We start from the raw sequence: 19,094 nt of genomic DNA on the forward strand, positions 1-19,094 counted from the left end.
CCCCTCAGTCCCGCTCATCCCGCACGTCCCGCCACGCCCGAGGCAGGAACTCCGCCACGTCGTGCGCGCCCGCCGGTGCCCCCTGCGCCGCGAACCGGCCCGCCAGGCCGTGCAGATACGCCGCGACGCTGCCCGCGTCCAGGGCGGACAGGCCCGCGGCGAGCAGGGAGCCGCCGAGCCCGGAGAGCACGTCGCCGCTGCCCGCGGTGGCCAGCCAGGGGGTGCCGGTGGCGTTCACCCGCGCCGCACCGCCCGCCGCGTCCGCGACCAGCGTGGTCGAGCCCTTGAGCAGCACCGTCGCCCGGTACGCGGCCGCCAGTTCGCGCGCCGCGGCCAGCCGGGCGCCCTCGACCTCCTCGCGCGCCACGCCGAGCAGGGCCGCGGCCTCGCCCGCGTGCGGTGTCATCAGGGTGGGCGCGGCGCGCCCGCGTACGGCGTCCCGTTCCGCGAGCCGCAGCCCGTCCGCGTCCAGCAGCACCGGCACCTCTTCGGCCAGCACCTCGGCGACGGTCGCCGCGTCCTCGCCCGCGCCCGGACCGGTCACCCATGCCTGCACCCGGCCCGCCTTGGCCGGGCCCCGGTCGGAGACCAGGATCTCGGGGAAACGGGCGATGACCGCCTGCGCGGCCGGGCCGACGTACCGCACGGCCCCGGCGCCGCCGCGCAGCGCACCAAAGACGGCGAGCACCGCGGCGCCCGGATAGCGCGCGGAGCCGGCCGCGATGCCGACCACGCCGCGCCGGTACTTGTCGCTCTCGGCGACGGGGTGCGGCAGCAGACGCGCCACGTCGGCGTGTTGCAGCGCCTCCAGCTCGGGCCCGGCGGGCAACTCCAGGCCGATGTCCACGAGCCGGACGACCCCGGCGTACTCCCGCGCCGGGTCCACCAGCAGTCCGGGCTTGTACGCGCCGAAGGTGACGGTGAGGTCCGCGCGTACGGCCGCGCCCCGCACCTCGCCGCTGTCCGCCTCGACCCCGCTGGGCAGGTCCACCGCGACCACCGCGGCCCGGCTGCGCGCCACGGCCGCCGCCAGCCGCTCGGCGTCGGGCCGCAGCCCGCCCTCGCCGCCGATCCCGACGATGCCGTCCACCACGAGGTCGGCCCGCCCGATCGCCTCATCGGCCGCCTCGGGTACGGCACTCACGCCCCCGGCCCGGCGCAGGGCCGCCAGTCCCTGCGCGTGCGCCCGCTCGGGCGACAGGAGTACGGCCGTCACTCCGGCCCCCCGCCGCGCCAGCCGGGCGCCCGCGTACAGGGCGTCGCCGCCGTTGTCGCCGCTGCCGACCAGCAGGACCACCCGGCTGCCGTACACCCGGCCCAGCAGTTCGGCGCAGGCGGCGCTCAGCCCGGCCGCCGCCCGCTGCATCAGCGCCCCCTCGGGCAGCCGCGCCATCAGGGCCCGTTCGGCCGCCCGTACCGTCTCCACGCTGTACGCACTCCGCATGGCACCGAGTCTGCCCCGTAACCCCCACCGCCCACACCCGGACCCGGCCGGCGCCGGGCGTCCGCGCCGGCGCCGGTCAGTCCTCGGCGACCACCACGGCCGAGGCGACGCCCGCGTCATGGCTGAGGGAGAGGTGCCAGGACCGCACCCCCAGTTCGGCGGCGCGCGCGGCGACCGTGCCCCGCACCCGCAGCCGGGGCCGCCCGCTGTCCTCGACGTACACCTCGGCGTCCGTCCACAGCAGTCCGGGCGGTGCGCCGAGCGCCTTGGCCAGCGCCTCCTTCGCCGCGAACCGGGCCGCCAGCGAGGCGATGCCGCGCCGCTCCCCGCTGGGCAGCAGCAACTCCGCCGCCACGAACAGCCGGTCGGCCAGTTGCGGGGTCCGCTCCAGGGACGCCCGGAAGCGGTCGATCTCCGCCACGTCGATCCCGACTCCGATGATGCTCATGGGCAGCACCCTAGGCGGGCGGCGGCACCCGAGTCCCTCCTACGCTTCCGGTATGACCGGTACCGCGCCCCAACAGACCTATCTCGCCGACCTGTTCTCGCTGGACGGCCTCGTCGCCGTGGTGACCGGAGGAAGTTCCGGTATCGGCCGGGCCGTCGCCGGGGCGCTGGCGCGGGCCGGGGCGAGCGTGGTGATCGTGAGCCGGGGGGAGGAGCAACGGGCCGTCGCCGTCGAGGAGTTGAGAGCGGACGGCTGCCGGGCGGCCGGGGTCGCCGGGGACCTCGGCAGCCGGGCGGGCGTGCGCGCGGCGGCCGAGGCGGCGGCGGAGGTGTTCGGGGAGCCGGACATCCTGGTGAACTGCGCCGGGATCAATCTGCGGCCCCCGATGGACGAGCTGACCGCGGAGGTCTGGGACGCCACCATGGCCGTGAACCTGGAGGCGCCCTTCCTGCTGGGGCAGCGGTTCGGGCCCGGAATGGCCGAGCGCGGCTTCGGCCGGATCATCCACATCAGCTCCCAGCAGGCGCACCGGGCCTTCGTGCACAGCGGCGCGTACGGCGTCTCCAAGGGCGCGCTGGAGTCGCTCGCCCGCTCCCAGGCGGAGGCGTGGTCGCCGTACGGGGTCACCTGCAACACCCTGGTGCCGGGCTTCGTCATGACCCCGCTCAACGCCCGGCTCTCCGCCGACCCGACGAAGGTGGCGGCGCTGGCCGCGCGCACCCTGACCGGGCGCAACGGCCTCGCGGAGGACTTCGCGGGCGCCGCCGTCTTCCTCGCGAGCCGCGCCTCCGCCTACGTCACGGGCCAGTCCGTCCACGTCGACGGAGGCTTCTCGGTGCACTAGAGGTCTGACCGGAACGGCCACCTGAAGGGCCACCGGAGGCTGCTCACTCCACGGTCACCGACTTCGCCAGGTTCCGCGGCTGGTCCACCTCGTTGCCCCGCGCCACGGCCAGCTCGCAGGCGAAGACCTGGAGCGGCACCGTCGCCACCACCGGCTGGAGCAGGGTCGGCGTGGCCGGGATGCGGATCAGGTGGTCGGCGTACGGGACCACCGCCTCGTCCTCCTCCTCCGCGATCACGATGGTGCGCGCCCCGCGCGCCCGGATCTCCTGGATGTTGGAGACGATCTTGTCGTGCAGCAGGGAGCGGCCGCGCGGTGACGGTACGACGACCACCACCGGCATGTCCTCCTCGATCAGCGCGATCGGCCCGTGCTTCAGCTCGCCCGCCGCGAAGCCCTCGGCGTGCATGTAGGCGAGTTCCTTGAGCTTGAGCGCGCCTTCCAGGGCGACCGGGTAGCCGACGTGCCGGCCCAGGAAGAGCACGGTGTCCTTGCCGGCCAGGGTGCGCGCCAGCGCCCGTACCGGCTCCATGGTCTCCAGGACGCGCTCGACCTCGTCCGAGATCTTCGACAGGTCCTTGATCACCGCCTGGATCTCGTCGCCCCACTTGGTGCCGCGCACCTGGCACAGGTAGAGGGCGACCAGGTAGCAGGCGACCAGCTGGGTCAGGAACGCCTTGGTGGAGGCGACCGCGACCTCGGGCCCGGCGTGCGTGTACAGCACCGCGTCCGACTCGCGCGGGATCGTGGAGCCGTTGGTGTTGCAGATGGCCAGCACCTTGGAGCCCTGCTCGCGGGCGTGCCGCAGCGCCATCAGCGTGTCCATGGTCTCGCCGGACTGGGAGATCGCGATCACCAGGGAACGCCCGCCGAGGATCGGGTCCCGGTAGCGGAACTCGCTGGCCAGCTCCACCTCGCAGGGGATCCGCGTCCAGTGCTCGATGGCGTACTTGGCGATCAGCCCGGCGTGGAAGGCCGTACCGCACGCCACGATCACGACCTTGTCGATCTGGCGCAGCTCGGCGGGGGTGATCCGCAGCTCGTCCAGGGTGAGCGAGCCGGAGGGGTCGATCCGGCCGAGCAGGGTGTCGGCGACCGCCTTGGGCTGCTCGGCGATCTCCTTGAGCATGAAGGAGGCGTAGCCGTCCTTCTCGGCGGCCGAGGCGTCCCAGTCCACGTGGTAGGAGTGCACCTCTGCGGGCCGGCCGTCGAAGCCGGTCACGGTCACCCCGTCCCGGCGCAGCTCCACCACCTGGTCCTGGCCCAGCTCGATCGCCGCGCGGGTGTGCGCGATGAACGCGGCGACGTCGGAGGCGAGGAACGCCTCGCCCTCGCCGACGCCGACCACCAGCGGGGAGTTGCGGCGCGCGCCGACGACCACGTCCGGGGCGTCCGCGTGCACCGCGACCAGCGTGAACGCGCCCTCCAGGCGCCGGCACACCAGCCGCATCGACTCCGCGAGATCGCCGGTCGCCGAGAACTCCTCGGCCAGCAGATGGGCGACGACCTCGGTGTCCGTCTCGGAGTTCAGCTCGTGGCCGCGCTCGGCGAGTTCGGCGCGCAGCAGCGCGAAGTTCTCGATGATGCCGTTGTGCACGACGGCGACCCGGCCCGCGTTGTCCAGGTGCGGGTGCGCGTTGCCGTCCGTGGGGCCGCCATGGGTGGCCCAGCGGGTGTGTCCGATGCCCGTCGAGCCGGCCGGCAGCGGCCGGTCGACCAGTTCCTTCTCCAGGTTGACCAGTTTCCCCGCCTTCTTCGCGGCGGCCAGACCGCCGTCCGCCAGCAGGGCGACGCCCGCCGAGTCGTACCCCCGGTACTCCAGCCGCTTCAGCCCGGCCATCACGACATCGAGCGCCGACTGCGACCCTACGTATCCCACGATTCCGCACATGAGTCGCAGCCTACGGGCCGATCGGTCGTCAAAAGTGGCGCAGCGTGCCCGAATTCGGAAATCCCCGGCCCGTTCAGAGCACATCCGCGGTGCGTCTGCCGCACATCCGGGCCGTCCGCACAACCGTACGACCGGGTGAGAGGTCTACCGGCTGACCGCCGTAAACGAACACGGGGAGACACGCAGGTGAAGCGCAGACATCGCACCGTCCTGGCCACGGCCGTCGCCGCGACGCTGGCCGGGGGCCTGACCATCGGCCTGACCGACCCCGCCACCGCGGCCGGGTCGGGCACCGCAGCCGTACCGAACGCCGCGGCCGGATCGGGCGTGACCACCGCGCGCCGGCCCCTGACCGACTTCAACGGCGACGGGTACGGCGACTTCGCCGTCACCGCCCCGGCCGCCCGGCTGAACGGCAAGTGGCGGGTGGGCGCGGTCAGCGTCCTGTACGGCTCCGCCCACGGCGTCTCGGCCGACCGGCACACCACCATCACCCAGGACACGTCCTGGGTGCCGGGCGCGGCCGAGAACGGGGACCTGTTCGGCGCCGCGACCACCGCGGGCGACTTCGACCACGACGGCTACACCGACCTCGCCGTCGGCACCCCGCTGGAGGACGTGGGCACGGACGTCAACGGCGGCCTGGTCCAGATCATGTGGGGCTCCGCGAAGGGCCTGGCCTCGGCCACCACGATCCCCGACCCGGCCCCGGCCGCCCACGACCGCTTCGGCGCCTCGCTCGCGGCCGGCGACTTCGACGGCGACGGCCGCACCGACCTGGCCGTCGGCACCAACGGCTCCACCCTCTACACCTTCCGCAAGGGCATCTCCAGGAGCGGCAAGACGGGCGCCCTCGCCACCCGCACCCTCCCGCTGCGCGCCGCGCCGGAGGCCGGGATCACCAACCTCACCGCCGGGGACGTCACCGGCGACGGCCGCGCGGACCTGGTGGTCAACGGCCTGAACCCGACCAAGGGCGCCGACGGCACGTACTACAACGTCAACTACTTCGTGCCCGGCACCGCCACCGGCCCCTCCACCACCAGCGCCAGGAAGATGCCCGGCGGTGTCGCCGGCGCCATCGGCGACCTCGACGGCGACGGCCGCGGCGACATCGTCACCGGCGTCTACTGGGGCCGCACCACCGCGAACGGCCCCATCGGCGGCAAGGTCCTCGTCACCTACGGCTCCGCCTCGGGCCCCTCCCGCCGCGTCCAGACCATCACCCAGGAGTCCGGCACCGTCCCCGGCGACTCCGAGAACTGGGACAAGTTCGGCCAGTCGGTCGCCCTCGGCGACGTCAACGGCGACGGCCTGCTCGACCTGGCCATCGGCGCCCCGCGCGAGAACATGCGGCTGTGGGGGAACATGTACTACAACCTGGGCACCGTCACCGTGCTGTACGGCTCCAGGTCGGGCGTCGACACCAGCGCCGCGCCGCAGTACTTCTATCCGGGCAACCACGGCGTCCCCGGCGACCCGCACGGCAACTTCGGTACGGCCGTGCTGCTCACCGACCTCGACCACGACGGCCGCGCCGACCTGATCGCCGGCACCCCGTGGGCGGACAACGGCGACGGCACCGTCACCGTGCTGCCCTCCGGCATCGCGGCGGACGGCAAGCGGCGGATCGGCACGGCGGGGGCCCAGGTGTTCAAGCCGGCGCAGGTCGGAATGGAGATACTCGACGCCATCCCGCAGTTCGGCACCGTCCTCCAGAACTCCCGCCAGGTGTCCCTGATCAACACCAACACCTGAGGCACCCGCGGTGCGGGGTGGGAGGAGGCGGAGCACGCCCGCGTGACGCACGCCGCCGAGGCGTGACGTACCCCACCCCGCCAGCTCGTTCAAACTCCGTTAACAATGGAATGTGATCTCACCGGTCCCCTCGATGCCCCGGAGCGCCCACCGGCACAGGCCGGAGGCGACTCCCTACGTCGACCTCACCCGCGCCGAGTGGAGCGCGCTGCGTGACAAGACGCCGCTGCCGCTCACCGCCGAGGAGGTGGAGAAGCTGCGCGGTCTGGGCGACGTGATCGACCTGGACGAGGTGCGCGACATCTACCTCCCGCTGTCGCGCCTGCTCAACCTGTACGTCGGCGCGACCGACGGCCTCAGAGGCGCGCTGAACACCTTCCTCGGTGAGCAGGGCTCCCAGTCCGGCACGCCGTTCGTGATAGGCGTCGCCGGCTCCGTCGCCGTCGGCAAGTCCACCGTCGCCCGGCTCCTCCAGGCCCTGCTGTCCCGCTGGCCCGAGCATCCGCGCGTGGAACTGGTCACCACCGACGGCTTCCTGCTGCCCACGAGGGAGCTGGAGGCGCGCGGCCTGATGTCCCGCAAGGGCTTCCCCGAGTCCTACGACCGCCGCGCGCTGACCCGCTTCGTCGCCGACATCAAGGCCGGCAAGAGCGAGGTGACGGCCCCCGTCTACTCGCACCTCATCTACGACATCGTCCCGGACCAGCGGCTCACCGTCCGGCGCCCCGACATCCTGATCGTGGAGGGCCTGAACGTCCTCCAGCCCGCCCTGCCCGGCAAGGACGGCCGCACCCGCGTGGGCCTCGCCGACTACTTCGACTTCAGCGTGTACGTCGACGCGAGCGCCGAGGACATCGAGCGCTGGTACCTCAGCCGCTTCCGCAAGCTGCGCCAGACCGCCTTCCAGGACCCCGACTCGTACTTCCGCAAGTACACCCAGGTCTCCGAGGACGAGGCCCTGGACTACGCCCGCACCCTGTGGCGCACGATCAACAAGCCCAACCTGACCGAGAACATCGCCCCGACCAGGGGCCGCGCCACCCTGATCGTCCGCAAGGGCCCGGACCACAAGGTCCAGCGGCTGCGCCTGCGCAAGCTGTAGAACGCGGCGCACCTGCTACAAAGGCGCCATGCTGCATCTGCGCCTGATCACCCCGGCCGAACGGACCGACGAGGTGGTGCGGCTGATCCGGGAAACGGTCGGCACCACCCACCTCGCGGTCATACCGGGGGCCGCCCGCGAGCCGGCCGGAGACCTGGTGATGTGCGATGTCGCGCGCGAGGCGGGCGACGCCCTGATCGCCGGGCTGCGGCGCCTGGGTCTGGACGACACCGGATCGATCGCCGTGGAGAACATCGACCTGTCGCTGTCCCGGCGCGCCGACCAGGCGGAGCGGGACGCGCCGGGCGAGGGCGCGGACGCGGTGCTGTGGGAGGGCCTGACCGAGGCCACCCACGAGGAGTCGACGCTGTCGGTCACCTACGTCGCCTTCATCACGCTGGCCACGATGATCGCGGCCTGCGGTGTGGTGCTGGACAACGCCATCCTGATCGTCGGCGCCATGGCCGTGGGACCGGAGTTCGGCCCGCTGGCCGGCATCTGCACGGCCACGGTACGGCGCCATCCGCGCCTGGCGCTGCGCTCGCTGACCGCGCTGCTCGTGGGCTTCGCGGTGGCGATGGCGGTGACGGTCCTCTTCACGCTGTTCATGGACGCCGTCGGCCTGTTCCACCGCTCCGCCCTGGAGGGCCGGCGCCCGAACACCGCGTTCGTCTACGCCCCGGACGCCTTCTCGTTCATCGTGGCGCTGCTGGCGGGCGTGGCCGGTACCCTCTCCCTGACCTCCGCCAAGTCCGCCGCGCTGGTGGGCGTCGCCATCTCCGTCACCACGGTCCCCGCCGCCGCCAACGCCGCGATCGCCCTGGCCTACGGCGACACCACCCAGACCCTGGGCTCGACCGACCAACTCCTGCTGAACCTGCTGGGCATCATCCTGGCGGGAACGCTCACGCTGCTGGCACAGCAACTTCTCTGGAAGCGCCGGCAGCAACTCCCTTAGGGGAGCGGGGCTGTGTTGATACGGGGTTCCGCCACGCGGGCGCGGCCAGCCACGACGAGCCCCCGTTATCTTTTTCGCGGTCCTGCAAGAGGGCCGCTGGCCTCCGGGCCCGGTATGACTGTGTCCCCCTGTCGAAGGCATGACCTGGGGGGTGGTGTCACCGGGCCCGGGAGGTGTCCGTCGGAGACGCTGATCAGAGGTCCGGCCACCGTCCGGTCCGGCGCAACGCCGGGCAGTTCGCGGGCGGCAGGTCTGCATAACGTGGATGCGCGAGCACGACACCCGAGCCGAGGCCGGCACCGTCAACACCCCTTGGGAAGGGGCACGATGTTCGAGATCGAAGACGTTGGCGTGTTCCTGGGCCTGGACGTCGGCAAGAGCGCCCATCACGGCCACGGACGCACCCCGGCCGGGAAGAAGGTCTTCGACAAACCGCTGCCCAACAGCGAACCCAGGCTGCGGGCCGTCTTCGACAAGCTGCGCGACAAGTTCGGCACCGTCCTGGTGGTCGTCGATCAGCCCGCCTCGATCGGCGCCCTTCCGCTGACCGTCGCCCGCGACGCGGGCTGCCAAGTGGCCTACCTGCCCGGACTGGCCATGCGCCGGATCGCCGATCTCTACCCGGGCGAGGCCAAGACCGATGCGAAGGACGCCGCGGTGATCGCGGACGCGGCCCGCACCATGCCGCACACCCTGCGCTCGCTGGAACTGACCGACGAGATCACCGCCGAACTCACGGTCCTGGTGGGCTTCGACCAAGACCTCGCCGCCGAGTCCACCCGCACGTCCAACCGGATACGCGGCCTGCTCACCCAGTTCCACCCCAGCCTGGAACGTGTCCTGGGACCGCGTCTGGACCACCAGGCCGTCACCTGGCTGCTGGAGCGTTACGGTTCTCCGGCCGCCCTGCGCAAGGCCGGCCGCCGCAGACTCGTCGAGCTGATCCGCCCGAAAGCTCCCCGCATGGCCCAGCGGCTGATCGACGATGTCTTCGACGCACTCGACGAGCAGACCGTCACCGTCCCCGGCACCGGCACCCTCGACATCGTCATCCCCTCCCTGGCCGCATCCCTGGCCGCCGTCCACACCCAGCGCCGGGCGATGGAAGCGCAGATCAACACGCTGCTGGAGGCCCACCCTCTTTCCCCGGTCCTGACGTCGATGCCCGGCGTCGGCGTCAGGACCGCCGCCGTCCTGCTGGTCACCGTCGGCGACGGCACCGGCTTCCCCACCGCCGCCCACCTCGCCTCCTACGCCGGACTCGCCCCGACCACGAAGTCGTCCGGCACCTCGATCCACGGCGAACACGCACCCCGAGGCGGCAACCGGCAGCTCAAACGCGCGATGTTTCTGTCCGCCTTCGCCTGCATGAACGCCGATCCGGCCTCCCGCACCTACTACGACCGCCAGCGAGCCCGCGGCAAAACCCACACCCAGGCCCTCCTCCGACTCGCCCGCCAACGCATCAGCGTCCTGTTCGCCATGCTCCGCGACGGCACCTTCTACGAATCCCGGACGCGCACGGACATCGAGCTCGCCGCATAACCCAGCAACCCCGGACCACCCCAAACCCGACAAGGGTGCCTTGACGAAAGACATAGAGGCACCCCCCGCCCGCGACGCACAGCCCCGGCCCCCCCGGACGCGCCCGGAACTATCCCAGCGCGGACTTCACCGCGTCGGCGAGCCGGGACGCCACCGACCGCGCCTGCTCGATGTCCGCCGCCTCGACCATCACCCGGACCAACGGCTCCGTACCCGACGGCCGCAGCAACACCCGCCCCGTCGCCCCGAGTTCACGCTCCGCCTCGGAAACCGCGGCGGCCAGGTCGGCAGACGTCCGCACCCGCGACTTGTCCACGTCCGGGACATTGATCAGCACCTGCGGCAAACGCTCCATCACGGACGCCAGTTCCCGCAGACTGCGACCGCTCTGCGCCACCCGCGCCGCCAGCAGCAGCCCCGTCAGCGTCCCGTCACCCGTCGTCGCGTGGTCGAGGATGATCACGTGCCCGGACTGCTCGCCGCCGAGCGCGAACCCGTGCTGCTTCATCTCCTCCAGCACGTACCGGTCCCCGACCGCGGTCTGCACCAGCCGGATCCCGGCCTTCTCCATCGCCAGCTTGAAGCCGAGGTTGGACATCACCGTCGCCACCACGGTGTCGGCCCGCAGCGCGGACCGCTCCCGCAGCGCCAGCGCCAGCACCGCGAGGATCTGGTCGCCGTCGACCTCCTCGCCGGTGTGGTCCACCGCGAGGCACCGGTCGGCGTCACCGTCGTGCGCGATGCCGAGATCCGCACCGTGCTCGACCACCGCCGCCTTCAGCCGGCTCAGGTGGGTCGAGCCGCAGCCGTCGTTGATGTTGAGCCCGTCCGGCTCCGCGCCGATCGTGACGACCTGCGCACCGGCCCGGCCGAACGCCTCCGGCGAGACCCCCGAGGCCGCGCCGTGCGCTTCGTCCAGGACGATCTTCAGCCCGTCGAGCCGGTTGGGCAGCGCCGCCAGCAGATGGCCGACGTACTGCTCGAAACCCTCGTCGTACGGCCGCACGCGCCCCACCCCGGCGCCCGTCGGACGCTGCCAGGGCTCACCGTGCCGGTGCGACTCGTAGACCGCCTCGATCCGGTCCTCCAGCTCGTCGGCGAGCTTGTGCCCGCCGCGGGCGAAGAACTTGATGCCGTTGTCCGGCATGGCGTTGTGGCTCGCGGAGAGCATCACACCGAGGTCGGCGCCGAGCGCGCCGGTGAGATGGGCCACCGCCGGCGTCGGCAGCACCCCGACCGTCAGGACGTCCACGCCCGCGCTCGCCAGGCCCGCGACCACCGCCGCCTCCAGGAACTCCCCGGACGCGCGCGGGTCCCGGCCGACCACGGCCGTCGGCCGGTGGCCCGCGAAGGTACCCGCCTCGGCCAGCACATGCGCCGCGGCCACGGAGAGGCCGAGGGCCATCTCGGCGGTCAGATCCGCGTTGGCGACACCGCGCACGCCGTCCGTGCCGAAGAGTCGTCCCACTTGTCCTCCTGAGGAAGCGTCGATGGCGTAAACGGACGGGCGCCGCATCGATGGGAGGCGCCTCGCCATCCGATCACACAAGCCTTTGAGCGTCTTGTGTCGTTATACGCCCTTGGCTGAGATAAACGAACGCCCCGACGGCACATGTGGCGTGCCGCCGGGGCGTTCGGAGTACGAGCAGGCAGCTCGGGTTTCTTTAGCGCTTGCTGTACTGCGGAGCCTTGCGGGCCTTCTTCAGACCGGCCTTCTTCCGCTCGACCGCACGGTCGTCGCGGCGCAGGAAGCCGGCCTTCTTCAGGGCACCACGGTTGTTGTCGACGTCCGCCTCGTTCAGCGCACGGGCGACACCGAGACGGAGCGCACCGGCCTGACCGGAGACACCGCCACCCGCGATGCGGGCGATGACGTCGTAACGGCCCTCGAGCTCGAGCACCTTGAAGGGCTCGTTGACCTCCTGCTGGTGCACCTTGTTCGGGAAGTAGTCCTCGAGGGTGCGGCCGTTGATCTTCCACTTGCCGGTGCCCGGAACGATCCGGACGCGGGCAATGGCGTTCTTGCGGCGGCCCAGGCCGGCGGCCGGCTGGGGCTCACCGAAGCGGGAGGCCATGGACTCCGAGGTGTACTCGCCCTCGACGGGCACCTCGGACTCGGTGGTGTAGCTGTCGATGTCGATCTCTTCGAGCGGCTGCTCGGCAGTGGTCTCGGCCACGATTCTCCTCAGATTCTCTTCAGCTTTGGGGGTGGCCGGACTTACTGCGCGACCTGGGTGATCTCGAACGGCACCGGCTGCTGGGCAGCGTGCGGGTGCTGGTCACCCTTGTAGACCTTCAGCTTCGAGAGCATCTGACGGCCCAGGGAGTTCTTGGGGAGCATGCCCTTGACGGCCTTCTCGACGGCCTTCTCGGGGTTGTTGGCCAGCAGGTCGTCGTAGCGGACCGACCGCAGACCACCCGGGTAGCCGGAGTGGCGGTACGCCATCTTCTGGGTCCGCTTGTTGCCGGACAGGTGCACCTTGTCGGCGTTGATGATGATGACGAAGTCACCGGTGTCGACATGCGGCGCGTAGATCGCCTTGTGCTTGCCCCGGAGGAGGGATGCGGCAGTGGTGGCGAGACGACCCAGGACGACGTCCTGAGCGTCGATGACGTGCCACTGGCGCGTCACATCGCCGGGCTTGGGGCTGTACGTACGCACGGTTCGTAGCCTTCGCTTCGAGTGAATGGTCCTGAACAGGTCACCGAAACGATCACGACAGCCTCGATCGCACCGCGGTGACGCAAACCGCGTGCTGAATCGCTGGTCATCGGCCCGGTGGACCGGTGTAAGGGCCCGTCCCGTGAGAATGAGCAAGCCAATACACAACGAAGAAGCAGGTTACCTGGCGGCCCCCGGACGGGTCAAAACGAGGCAGGCCGCCCGGCGGGCCGCCGCGCGGTACTCCCCCGTGATCCCCCGCGTCTAAGATGCGCCCCATGAGTTACGGGCAGGGGGGACCCCAATCTCAGTGGGATCCCTGGAAACCGCAATCCGAGCAGCCCCAGCAGCCCCAGCAGCCCTGGAGCGGCGGCGGCGACGAGGGAACACCCGACTGGGCCGCGCTCGCGGCGGCCTCCGAGGCCCGCGGCAAGCGGCGCAAGCTGCTGTTCATCGGCGGCGGCGCGCTCGCCACGGTCGCCGTCGGCGCCGTCGTCGCCCTGGCCGTCGTCTCCGCGAACAGCCACGACGACGCCTCCGGACACCCCACGCAGACGCCCAGCTCCTCGCTGCCCCACGGCTCCCCCACCGCGCCGTCCTTCGCGCCCACCAGCGCCCCGCCGCCGCTGGACCCGAAGGTCTTCATATCCAGCGCCAAGAAGGACACCGCCCCGCTGAGCCCCGCCACCCTGTTCCCCGGCACCCGGCTCACCATGGGCGGCACGGTGTACAAGAAGGGCGCCACCGGCGACACCACCGACTGCGCCACGGCGACCGGCGGCTCCCTGCCCAAGATCGTCACCGCCGACGGCTGCACCCGCGTCCTGCGCGCCACGTACACCAACGGAGACATCGCGGTCACCGTCGGCGTCGCCCTGTTCGACACCGAGGCCCGCGCCACCAAGGCCCGCGAGCAGACGGACGACCACAGCATCGTGCGCGCGCTGCCCGGCAAGGGCGTCCCCGCCTTCTGCGACGGCGCGACCTGCCGCTCCACCCGCAACGCCTACGGCCGCTACGCCTACTTCACCCTCGCCGGCTTCACCAACGGCAGGAACGTCACCACCAAGGACACCGCGGTCTTCCGCGCCGGCGACGACGTGGCGGAGTTCACCTTCCAGCAGATCCACCGCCGCGGCCAGGCCCAGGCGTCGGCGGCGGCGAACCAGTAGCTCAGCAGCACCCCGCCGACGGCAGCGTGCGCTTGTTGCGGGCCTCCTTGTTCCGGGCGGCCAGCAGCTCGTCGGCGGGGTAGCCGACCTCCTCCAGGGTCAGCCCGTGGGGCCGTACGACATGGACGGCGGAGTCGCGCACCCCCGCGGCCAGCACCTTTCCGGGCCACTCCGGCCCCCGGTGCCCGTCGCCCACGAACAGCAGCGCGCCGATCAGCGAGCGCACCATGTTGTGGCAGAACGCGTCCGCCCGGACCGTCGCCGTGATCACCCCGTCCGCGCCCCGCACCAGGCTCAGCTCCTGGAGCGTGCGGATGGTGGTCGCGCCCTCGCGCTTCTTGCAGTACGCCGCGAAGTCGTGCTCGCCCAGCAGCGCCCGCGCCGCCTCGTTCATGGCGTCCACGTCGAGCGGCCAGTCGTGCCAGAGCACATGGCCGCGCAGCAGCGGGTCCACACCGCCGGGGTGGTCGGTGACCCGGTACGCGTACCGCCGCCAGATCGCCGAGAACCGGGCGTTGAAGCCCTCCGGCGCCTCGGTCAGCCGCCAGATCCGCACGTCCTTCGGCAGCCGCCCGGCGAGCCGCTTGAGGAGCTTCTCGCGGTGCTCCGCCCACAGCCCGGCCGGCAGGTCGACGTGCGCCACCTGCCCGCGTGCGTGCACCCCGGCATCGGTGCGCCCGGCCACGGTCAGCTCGTACGTCTCCTTCGACCGCGTCACCGTGCGCAGCGCGTCCTCGATCTCCCCCTGCACGGTCCGCTTCCCGCCGGCCTGCTTGGCCCAGCCGTGGAAATCGGTGCCGTCGTAGGAGAGGTCGAGGCGGATGCGTACATGTCCGGGCAGCGCTTCGTCACTCACACACAGATCCTCTCAGCCACAAAAAAGCGGGCCCGCCCCTTGGAAAGGAACGAGCCCGCAAACACGCCCCGAAGGGGCGCGGGGAACTGCGCGACCAGCCACGACGAGCGCCGCAGCCGCCGCCGCACAGTCCCCCGGCAGAACGCTTACGCGTCCTTCGACTCCTCAGCGGCAGCCTCGACGGGTGCCTGAGCCTCTTCGGCGTCCTTGGCGGAGCGCTTCGTCGCGGCCTCGGCCTCGCCCACGGCCGTCTGCTGCACCGTCAGCGCCTCGACCAGCTCGATGACGGCCATGGGCGCGTTGTCGCCACGGCGGTTACCGATCTTGGTGATGCGGGTGTAGCCACCGGGACGGTTCTCGTACCGCGGGCCGATCTCGGTGAACAGCGTGTGCACGATGCTCTTGTCCGTGATGACCTGGAGCACCTGGCGGCGGTTGTGAAGGTCGCCCTTCTTCGCCTTGGTGACCAGACGCTCGGCGTACGGACGCAGGCGGCGGGCCTTGGCCTCGGTGGTGGTGATGCGGCCGTGCTCGAAGAGGCTCTTCGCCAGGTTCGCGAGGAGCAGCTTCTCGTGCGCGGCGCTGCCGCCCAGACGGGCACCCTTGGTGGGCTTCGGCATTGTTCTTCTCCTGTGTGTCTGCCCCGGCCGTATCAGGTACCGGAGTCAGTATCCGAGCGAGCGGTTGCCCGTCGGAGATCCGGGCGCCTCATGGACACCCGGAGGGTCCGCACCCCCGAAGGGGCGCGGGGAACTGCGCGACCAGCCACAGCCGGCCCGCAGCCGCAGTACGGCCCCCTCGCGGAGCGCTCAGTACTGCTCGGTCTCGACGAACCCGGCGTCCGCGTCGTCGTCCGCGCCGAACGCGTCCGCCGCGGCGGTGGGGTCGAATCCGGGCGGGCTGTCCTTGAGCGCCAGGCCCATGCCGGCCAGCTTCGCCTTGACCTCGTCGATGGACTTCGCACCGAAGTTGCGGATGTCCAGCAGGTCGGCCTCGGAACGCGCCACGAGCTCACCCACGGAGTGGATGCCCTCGCGCTTGAGGCAGTTGTAGGAGCGGACCGTGAGCTCCAGCTCCTCGATCGGCAGCGCCAGGTCGGCGGCGAGCGCGGCGTCCGTCGGGGACGGACCCATGTCGATGCCCTCGGCGTCGATGTTCAGCTCGCGCGCGAGACCGAACAGCTCGACCAGGGTCTTGCCCGCGGAGGCCATGGCGTCACGCGGACGCATCGCCTGCTTGGTCTCGACATCCACGATCAGCTTGTCGAAGTCGGTGCGCTGCTCGACACGCGTGGCCTCGACCTTGTACGTGACCTTGAGAACCGGCGAGTAGATGGAGTCGACCGGGATACGGCCGATCTCCTGGCCCACCTGCTTGTTCTGCACGGCGGAGACGTAGCCGCGACCGCGCTCGACGGTCAGCTCCATCTCCAGTTTGCCCTTGCCGTTGAGCGTGGCGAGGACGAGGTCGGGGTTGTGCACCTCGACACCGGCCGGGGGCGCGATGTCGGCGGCGGTGACCAGACCCGGACCCTGCTTGCGCAGGTACATCACGACCGGCTCGTCGTGCTCCGAGGAGACGACCAGCTGCTTGATGTTGAGGATCAGGTCGGTGACGTCCTCCTTGACGCCCGGCACGGTGGTGAACTCGTGCAGCACGCCGTCGATCCGGATGCTGGTGACAGCGGCACCGGGGATCGAGGACAGGAGGGTACGGCGGAGCGAGTTGCCGAGGGTGTAGCCGAAGCCCGGCTCCAGCGGCTCGATCACGAACCGGGAGCGGAACTCGTCGACGACCTCTTCGGTCAACGAGGGACGCTGAGCGATCAGCATGGATGAGTCCTTCAGTCAGGGGCGCCCGCTATTTGACGCCCGACTCTGTACTGCAAGGGTACGGGCGGTACGGCCTCCTCACAGAGGCCGTACCGCCCGCGACCGCGAAACCAGCGGAGCGCTGTGCGTCAGACGCGGCGGCGCTTCGGCGGGCGGCAGCCGTTGTGCGGGGTCGGGGTGACGTCCTGGATGGAGCCGACCTCGAGGCCCGTGGCCTGGAGGGAGCGAATCGCGGTCTCACGACCGGAACCCGGACCCTTGACGAACACGTCGACCTTGCGCATGCCGTGCTCCTGGGCGCGACGGGCAGCCGACTCGGCGGCCATCTGCGCGGCGAACGGCGTCGACTTCCGGGAACCCTTGAAGCCGACGTGGCCGGCGGAGGCCCAGGAGATCACGTTGCCCGAGGGGTCGGTGATCGAGACGATCGTGTTGTTGAACGTGCTCTTGATGTGCGCGTGGCCGTGAGCGACGTTCTTCTTTTCCTTGCGGCGCACCTTCTTGGCAGCGCCCTGACGACCCTTGGGGGGCATCTACAAACTCCTAGAGGGAGGTGGTCGGTCCTACAGCGAAGACCGTGGACAGAGGTCCGCTGCGGACTACTTCTTGCCCGGCTTCTTCTTGCCGGCGATGGCGCGACGCGGGCCCTTGCGGGTGCGGGCGTTGGTGCTGGTGCGCTGACCGCGGACGGGCAGACCGCGACGGTGACGGAGACCCTGGTAGCAGCCGATCTCGACCTTGCGGCGGATGTCGGCCTGGATCTCGCGACGGAGGTCACCCTCGGTCTTGATGTTGCTGTCGACGTACTCGCGGATCGCGACGAGCTGCTCTTCGCTCAGGTCGCGGACGCGGGTGTTCGGGTCGACGCCGGTCGCAGCCAGCGTCTCCTTCGAGAGGGTCCGGCCGATGCCGAACACGTAGGTGAGGGCGACCTCCACGCGCTTTTCGCGCGGGATGTCAACACCGGAAACGCGTGCCATTCAATGGCTCCTGGTGAATCTTCGGAGGTCTTCCGCAGAACCGGCTCCCGGCCGCCGTATGAGGTACGGACCGGGTCCCCGGCCTCCGAACCGGGGGTGTCGAGCTGGTGGGCTCGGGTTCTGCGTATGAACAATTCAGCTCGCGTCGCGCGAAAACTCTGCGATAGAGGTGCAGAGAGGGTGGTCGTGCGTCAGCCCTGGCGCTGCTTGTGGCGCGGGTTCTCGCAAATGACCATGACCCGACCGTGACGGCGGATCACCCTGCACTTGTCGCAGATCTTCTTGACGCTCGGCTTGACCTTCATGGGGTGAGGTTCTCCGGGTCAGTGCCATCGCACCGGGCGGACCCGATGCGCGGGCAAGATCTACTTGTACCGGTAGACGATCCGGCCACGCGTCAGGTCGTACGGAGAAAGCTCCACCACGACCCGGTCGTCAGGGAGGATACGGATGTAGTGCATACGCATCTTGCCGCTGATGTGTGCCAGGACCTGGTGGCCGTTCTGGAGCTCGACCCTGAACATGGCGTTCGGCAGAGACTCGACGACAGTGCCCTCGATCTCGATGGCACCTTGCTTCTTGGCCACGCTTCGCCCTTCGAATCGACTACCTTGATCGACTCCCCTGCGTCCCTTACGGGCGCATGCGGACATGCGGGTGCACGAGAGCCGACGAGTCAGTCTACGTCGGAGGAACCCGAAACGCGAATCGAGTGAGTCTTCCCCACCGGGGCGCCCCCCATGCGAGCTGTGTTCACCTGGCGAGGGGGTCGGGCGCGGTCGTGATGCCGAACTCCGCCAGCTTCGCCTTGCCGCCGTCGACCGCGGTGAGCACCAGCGGCCCCTCCTCGGTCAGCGCGACCGAGTGCTCCCAGTGGGAGGACCAGGTGCCGTCGGTCGTGATGACCGTCCAGTCGTCCTCCAGGACCTCGGTGCGCGGGGTGCCGAGGGAGACCATGGGCTCGATGGCCAGGCAGAAACCGGGGACCAGCTTGGGGCCCTTGCCGCGCCGCCGCTCGACGTAGTTCAGCAGGTGCGGGTCCATGTGCATCTCGGTGCCGATGCCGTGGCCGCCGTAGTCCTCGATGATCCCGTACTTGCCGCCGCCCGGCTTGGGCTGGCGGCGGATGTACGTCTCGATGGCGCGGGAGATGTCGACCAGCCGGTTGCCCAGCTTCATCGCGGCGATGCCGGCCCACATCGAGCCCTCGGTGACCCGCGACAGCTCGATCAGCTCCGGGGCGTGGCCGGAGCCGACGAAGGCGGTGTACGCCGCGTCGCCGTGCCAGCCGTCCACGATCGCGCCGCAGTCGATGGAGATGATGTCGCCGTCCTTGAGGACGACGTCCTCGGAGGGGATGCCGTGCACCACCACGTCGTTCACGGAGGTGCAGATGGTCGCGGGGAAGCCGCCGTAGCCCAGGAAGTTCGACTTGGCGCCGTGCTCGGCGAGCACCTTGCGCGCGACCTCGTCCAGGTCCTTCGTGGAGGCGCCGGGCACCGCGGCCTCACGGGTGGCCGCGTGGATCGCGGCGACGACCAGGCCCGCCGCACGCATCTTGGCGATCTGCTCGGGCGTCTTGATCTGCACCATGGGGGCCTG

The 19,094-nt window shown here is 71.0% G+C and carries 20 protein-coding genes; 6 read left to right on the forward strand and 14 right to left on the reverse strand.

The features are described 5' to 3' along the window. Positions 1 to 4 precede the first annotated feature (4 nt). Positions 5 to 1,444 (reverse strand): NAD(P)H-hydrate dehydratase, encoded by a 1,440-nt coding sequence (locus tag ACE4Q9_RS13400; protein WP_397984478.1) that lies wholly within the window; start codon positions 1,442 to 1,444, stop codon positions 5 to 7. Between the two features lie 76 nt (positions 1,445 to 1,520). Next, positions 1,521 to 1,892 (reverse strand): holo-ACP synthase, encoded by a 372-nt coding sequence (locus ACE4Q9_RS13405; protein ID WP_397984479.1) that lies wholly within the window; start codon positions 1,890 to 1,892, stop codon positions 1,521 to 1,523. Between the two features lie 52 nt (positions 1,893 to 1,944). On the opposite strand from ACE4Q9_RS13405, the gene ACE4Q9_RS13410 reads away from it, so the two are divergent. Then, positions 1,945 to 2,736 carry an SDR family NAD(P)-dependent oxidoreductase gene (locus ACE4Q9_RS13410; protein ID WP_397984480.1) on the forward strand — a complete coding sequence of 264 codons (792 nt, stop codon included), beginning with the start codon at positions 1,945 to 1,947 and terminating at the stop codon, positions 2,734 to 2,736. A gap of 43 nt (positions 2,737 to 2,779) precedes the next feature. Here the strand turns inward: ACE4Q9_RS13410 and glmS are convergent, their stop codons facing one another. Continuing rightward, entirely contained in the window at positions 2,780 to 4,627 is a 1,848-nt protein-coding gene (gene glmS / locus ACE4Q9_RS13415) for a glutamine--fructose-6-phosphate transaminase (isomerizing) (RefSeq protein ID WP_397984481.1), read from the reverse strand. Positions 4,628 to 4,813: 186 nt separating this feature from the next. Between glmS and ACE4Q9_RS13420 the strand changes: the two genes are divergently transcribed. From ACE4Q9_RS13420 to ACE4Q9_RS13435, 4 genes are all read left to right on the forward strand, one after another. Then, positions 4,814 to 6,385 (forward strand): FG-GAP-like repeat-containing protein, encoded by a 1,572-nt coding sequence (locus ACE4Q9_RS13420; RefSeq protein ID WP_397984482.1) that lies wholly within the window; start codon positions 4,814 to 4,816, stop codon positions 6,383 to 6,385. Between the two features lie 133 nt (positions 6,386 to 6,518). Continuing rightward, positions 6,519 to 7,487, forward strand: a complete 969-nt coding sequence (coaA, locus tag ACE4Q9_RS13425) for a type I pantothenate kinase (RefSeq protein WP_397987208.1) — start codon at positions 6,519 to 6,521, stop codon at positions 7,485 to 7,487. A 28-nt stretch (positions 7,488 to 7,515) separates the two neighbouring features. Next, on the forward strand, positions 7,516 to 8,445 hold the full coding sequence (locus tag ACE4Q9_RS13430) for a DUF389 domain-containing protein (RefSeq protein WP_397984483.1): 930 nt from the start codon (positions 7,516 to 7,518) through the stop codon (positions 8,443 to 8,445). A gap of 327 nt (positions 8,446 to 8,772) precedes the next feature. After that, a complete protein-coding gene (locus tag ACE4Q9_RS13435; RefSeq protein WP_145486262.1) occupies positions 8,773 to 9,990 on the forward strand; it encodes an IS110 family transposase in 1,218 nt (405 codons plus the stop codon). Between the two features lie 109 nt (positions 9,991 to 10,099). On the opposite strand, the gene glmM is transcribed toward ACE4Q9_RS13435, so the two are convergent. The 3 genes from glmM to rplM form a co-directional block, all read right to left on the reverse strand. After that, on the reverse strand, positions 10,100 to 11,458 hold the full coding sequence (gene glmM / locus ACE4Q9_RS13440; protein ID WP_397984484.1) for a phosphoglucosamine mutase: 1,359 nt from the start codon (positions 11,456 to 11,458) through the stop codon (positions 10,100 to 10,102). Between the two features lie 196 nt (positions 11,459 to 11,654). Further along, a complete protein-coding gene (gene rpsI / locus ACE4Q9_RS13445) occupies positions 11,655 to 12,167 on the reverse strand; it encodes a 30S ribosomal protein S9 (RefSeq protein ID WP_391083534.1) in 513 nt (170 codons plus the stop codon). A 41-nt stretch (positions 12,168 to 12,208) separates the two neighbouring features. Then, on the reverse strand, positions 12,209 to 12,652 hold the full coding sequence (gene rplM / locus ACE4Q9_RS13450; protein ID WP_397984485.1) for a 50S ribosomal protein L13: 444 nt from the start codon (positions 12,650 to 12,652) through the stop codon (positions 12,209 to 12,211). 278 nt (positions 12,653 to 12,930) lie between these two features. Here rplM and ACE4Q9_RS13455 point away from each other — a divergent pair, with 278 nt between their 5' ends. Continuing rightward, a complete protein-coding gene (locus tag ACE4Q9_RS13455) occupies positions 12,931 to 13,824 on the forward strand; it encodes a hypothetical protein (RefSeq protein ID WP_397984486.1) in 894 nt (297 codons plus the stop codon). Between the two features lies 1 nt (position 13,825). Here ACE4Q9_RS13455 and truA read toward each other — a convergent pair whose 3' ends face one another. The 8 genes from truA to map all read right to left on the reverse strand — a co-directional run bounded on the left by truA (position 13,826) and on the right by map (position 19,085). Then, the gene (gene truA, locus ACE4Q9_RS13460) at positions 13,826 to 14,680 is read right to left on the reverse strand and encodes a tRNA pseudouridine(38-40) synthase TruA (protein ID WP_397984487.1); all 855 of its coding nucleotides are present in this window, start codon (positions 14,678 to 14,680) and stop codon (positions 13,826 to 13,828) included. A gap of 146 nt (positions 14,681 to 14,826) precedes the next feature. Further along, on the reverse strand, positions 14,827 to 15,300 hold the full coding sequence (gene rplQ, locus ACE4Q9_RS13465) for a 50S ribosomal protein L17 (RefSeq protein WP_397984488.1): 474 nt from the start codon (positions 15,298 to 15,300) through the stop codon (positions 14,827 to 14,829). Between the two features lie 189 nt (positions 15,301 to 15,489). Continuing rightward, entirely contained in the window at positions 15,490 to 16,512 is a 1,023-nt protein-coding gene (locus ACE4Q9_RS13470; RefSeq protein WP_003966937.1) for a DNA-directed RNA polymerase subunit alpha, read from the reverse strand. A gap of 128 nt (positions 16,513 to 16,640) precedes the next feature. Next, a complete protein-coding gene (gene rpsK, locus ACE4Q9_RS13475) occupies positions 16,641 to 17,045 on the reverse strand; it encodes a 30S ribosomal protein S11 (protein ID WP_003956432.1) in 405 nt (134 codons plus the stop codon). Positions 17,046 to 17,111: 66 nt separating this feature from the next. Continuing rightward, positions 17,112 to 17,492 (reverse strand): 30S ribosomal protein S13, encoded by a 381-nt coding sequence (rpsM, locus tag ACE4Q9_RS13480; protein ID WP_037657579.1) that lies wholly within the window; start codon positions 17,490 to 17,492, stop codon positions 17,112 to 17,114. 191 nt (positions 17,493 to 17,683) lie between these two features. Continuing rightward, positions 17,684 to 17,797: a 50S ribosomal protein L36 gene (rpmJ, locus tag ACE4Q9_RS13485; protein ID WP_003998809.1), complete on the reverse strand. Its 114-nt coding sequence runs from the start codon at positions 17,795 to 17,797 to the stop codon at positions 17,684 to 17,686. Between the two features lie 60 nt (positions 17,798 to 17,857). Beyond that, positions 17,858 to 18,079 carry a translation initiation factor IF-1 gene (infA, locus tag ACE4Q9_RS13490; protein ID WP_004927214.1) on the reverse strand — a complete coding sequence of 74 codons (222 nt, stop codon included), beginning with the start codon at positions 18,077 to 18,079 and terminating at the stop codon, positions 17,858 to 17,860. Positions 18,080 to 18,245: 166 nt separating this feature from the next. Further along, the gene (map, locus tag ACE4Q9_RS13495; RefSeq protein WP_397984489.1) at positions 18,246 to 19,085 is read right to left on the reverse strand and encodes a type I methionyl aminopeptidase; all 840 of its coding nucleotides are present in this window, start codon (positions 19,083 to 19,085) and stop codon (positions 18,246 to 18,248) included. Between the last annotated feature and the right edge of the window lie 9 nt (positions 19,086 to 19,094).

The organism is Streptomyces sp. AM6-12 (assembly GCF_044327085.1).
Taxonomy (GTDB): domain Bacteria; phylum Actinomycetota; class Actinomycetes; order Streptomycetales; family Streptomycetaceae; genus Streptomyces.

Coding starts and splice junctions, on each gene's coding strand:
- ACE4Q9_RS13430 (WP_397984483.1), top strand. CDS start 7,516: ATGCTGCATCTGCGCCTGATCACCCCGGCCGAACGGACCGACGAGGTG.
- coaA (WP_397987208.1), top strand. CDS start 6,519: ATGCCCCGGAGCGCCCACCGGCACAGGCCGGAGGCGACTCCCTACGTC.
- rpmJ (WP_003998809.1), bottom strand. CDS start 17,797: ATGAAGGTCAAGCCGAGCGTCAAGAAGATCTGCGACAAGTGCAGGGTG.
- rplQ (WP_397984488.1), bottom strand. CDS start 15,300: ATGCCGAAGCCCACCAAGGGTGCCCGTCTGGGCGGCAGCGCCGCGCAC.
- glmS (WP_397984481.1), bottom strand. CDS start 4,627: ATGTGCGGAATCGTGGGATACGTAGGGTCGCAGTCGGCGCTCGATGTC.
- ACE4Q9_RS13400 (WP_397984478.1), bottom strand. CDS start 1,444: ATGCGGAGTGCGTACAGCGTGGAGACGGTACGGGCGGCCGAACGGGCC.
- ACE4Q9_RS13455 (WP_397984486.1), top strand. CDS start 12,931: ATGAGTTACGGGCAGGGGGGACCCCAATCTCAGTGGGATCCCTGGAAA.
- ACE4Q9_RS13405 (WP_397984479.1), bottom strand. CDS start 1,892: ATGAGCATCATCGGAGTCGGGATCGACGTGGCGGAGATCGACCGCTTC.
- ACE4Q9_RS13410 (WP_397984480.1), top strand. CDS start 1,945: ATGACCGGTACCGCGCCCCAACAGACCTATCTCGCCGACCTGTTCTCG.
- ACE4Q9_RS13435 (WP_145486262.1), top strand. CDS start 8,773: ATGTTCGAGATCGAAGACGTTGGCGTGTTCCTGGGCCTGGACGTCGGC.
- map (WP_397984489.1), bottom strand. CDS start 19,085: ATGGTGCAGATCAAGACGCCCGAGCAGATCGCCAAGATGCGTGCGGCG.
- ACE4Q9_RS13470 (WP_003966937.1), bottom strand. CDS start 16,512: ATGCTGATCGCTCAGCGTCCCTCGTTGACCGAAGAGGTCGTCGACGAG.
- rpsK (WP_003956432.1), bottom strand. CDS start 17,045: ATGCCCCCCAAGGGTCGTCAGGGCGCTGCCAAGAAGGTGCGCCGCAAG.
- rpsM (WP_037657579.1), bottom strand. CDS start 17,492: ATGGCACGCGTTTCCGGTGTTGACATCCCGCGCGAAAAGCGCGTGGAG.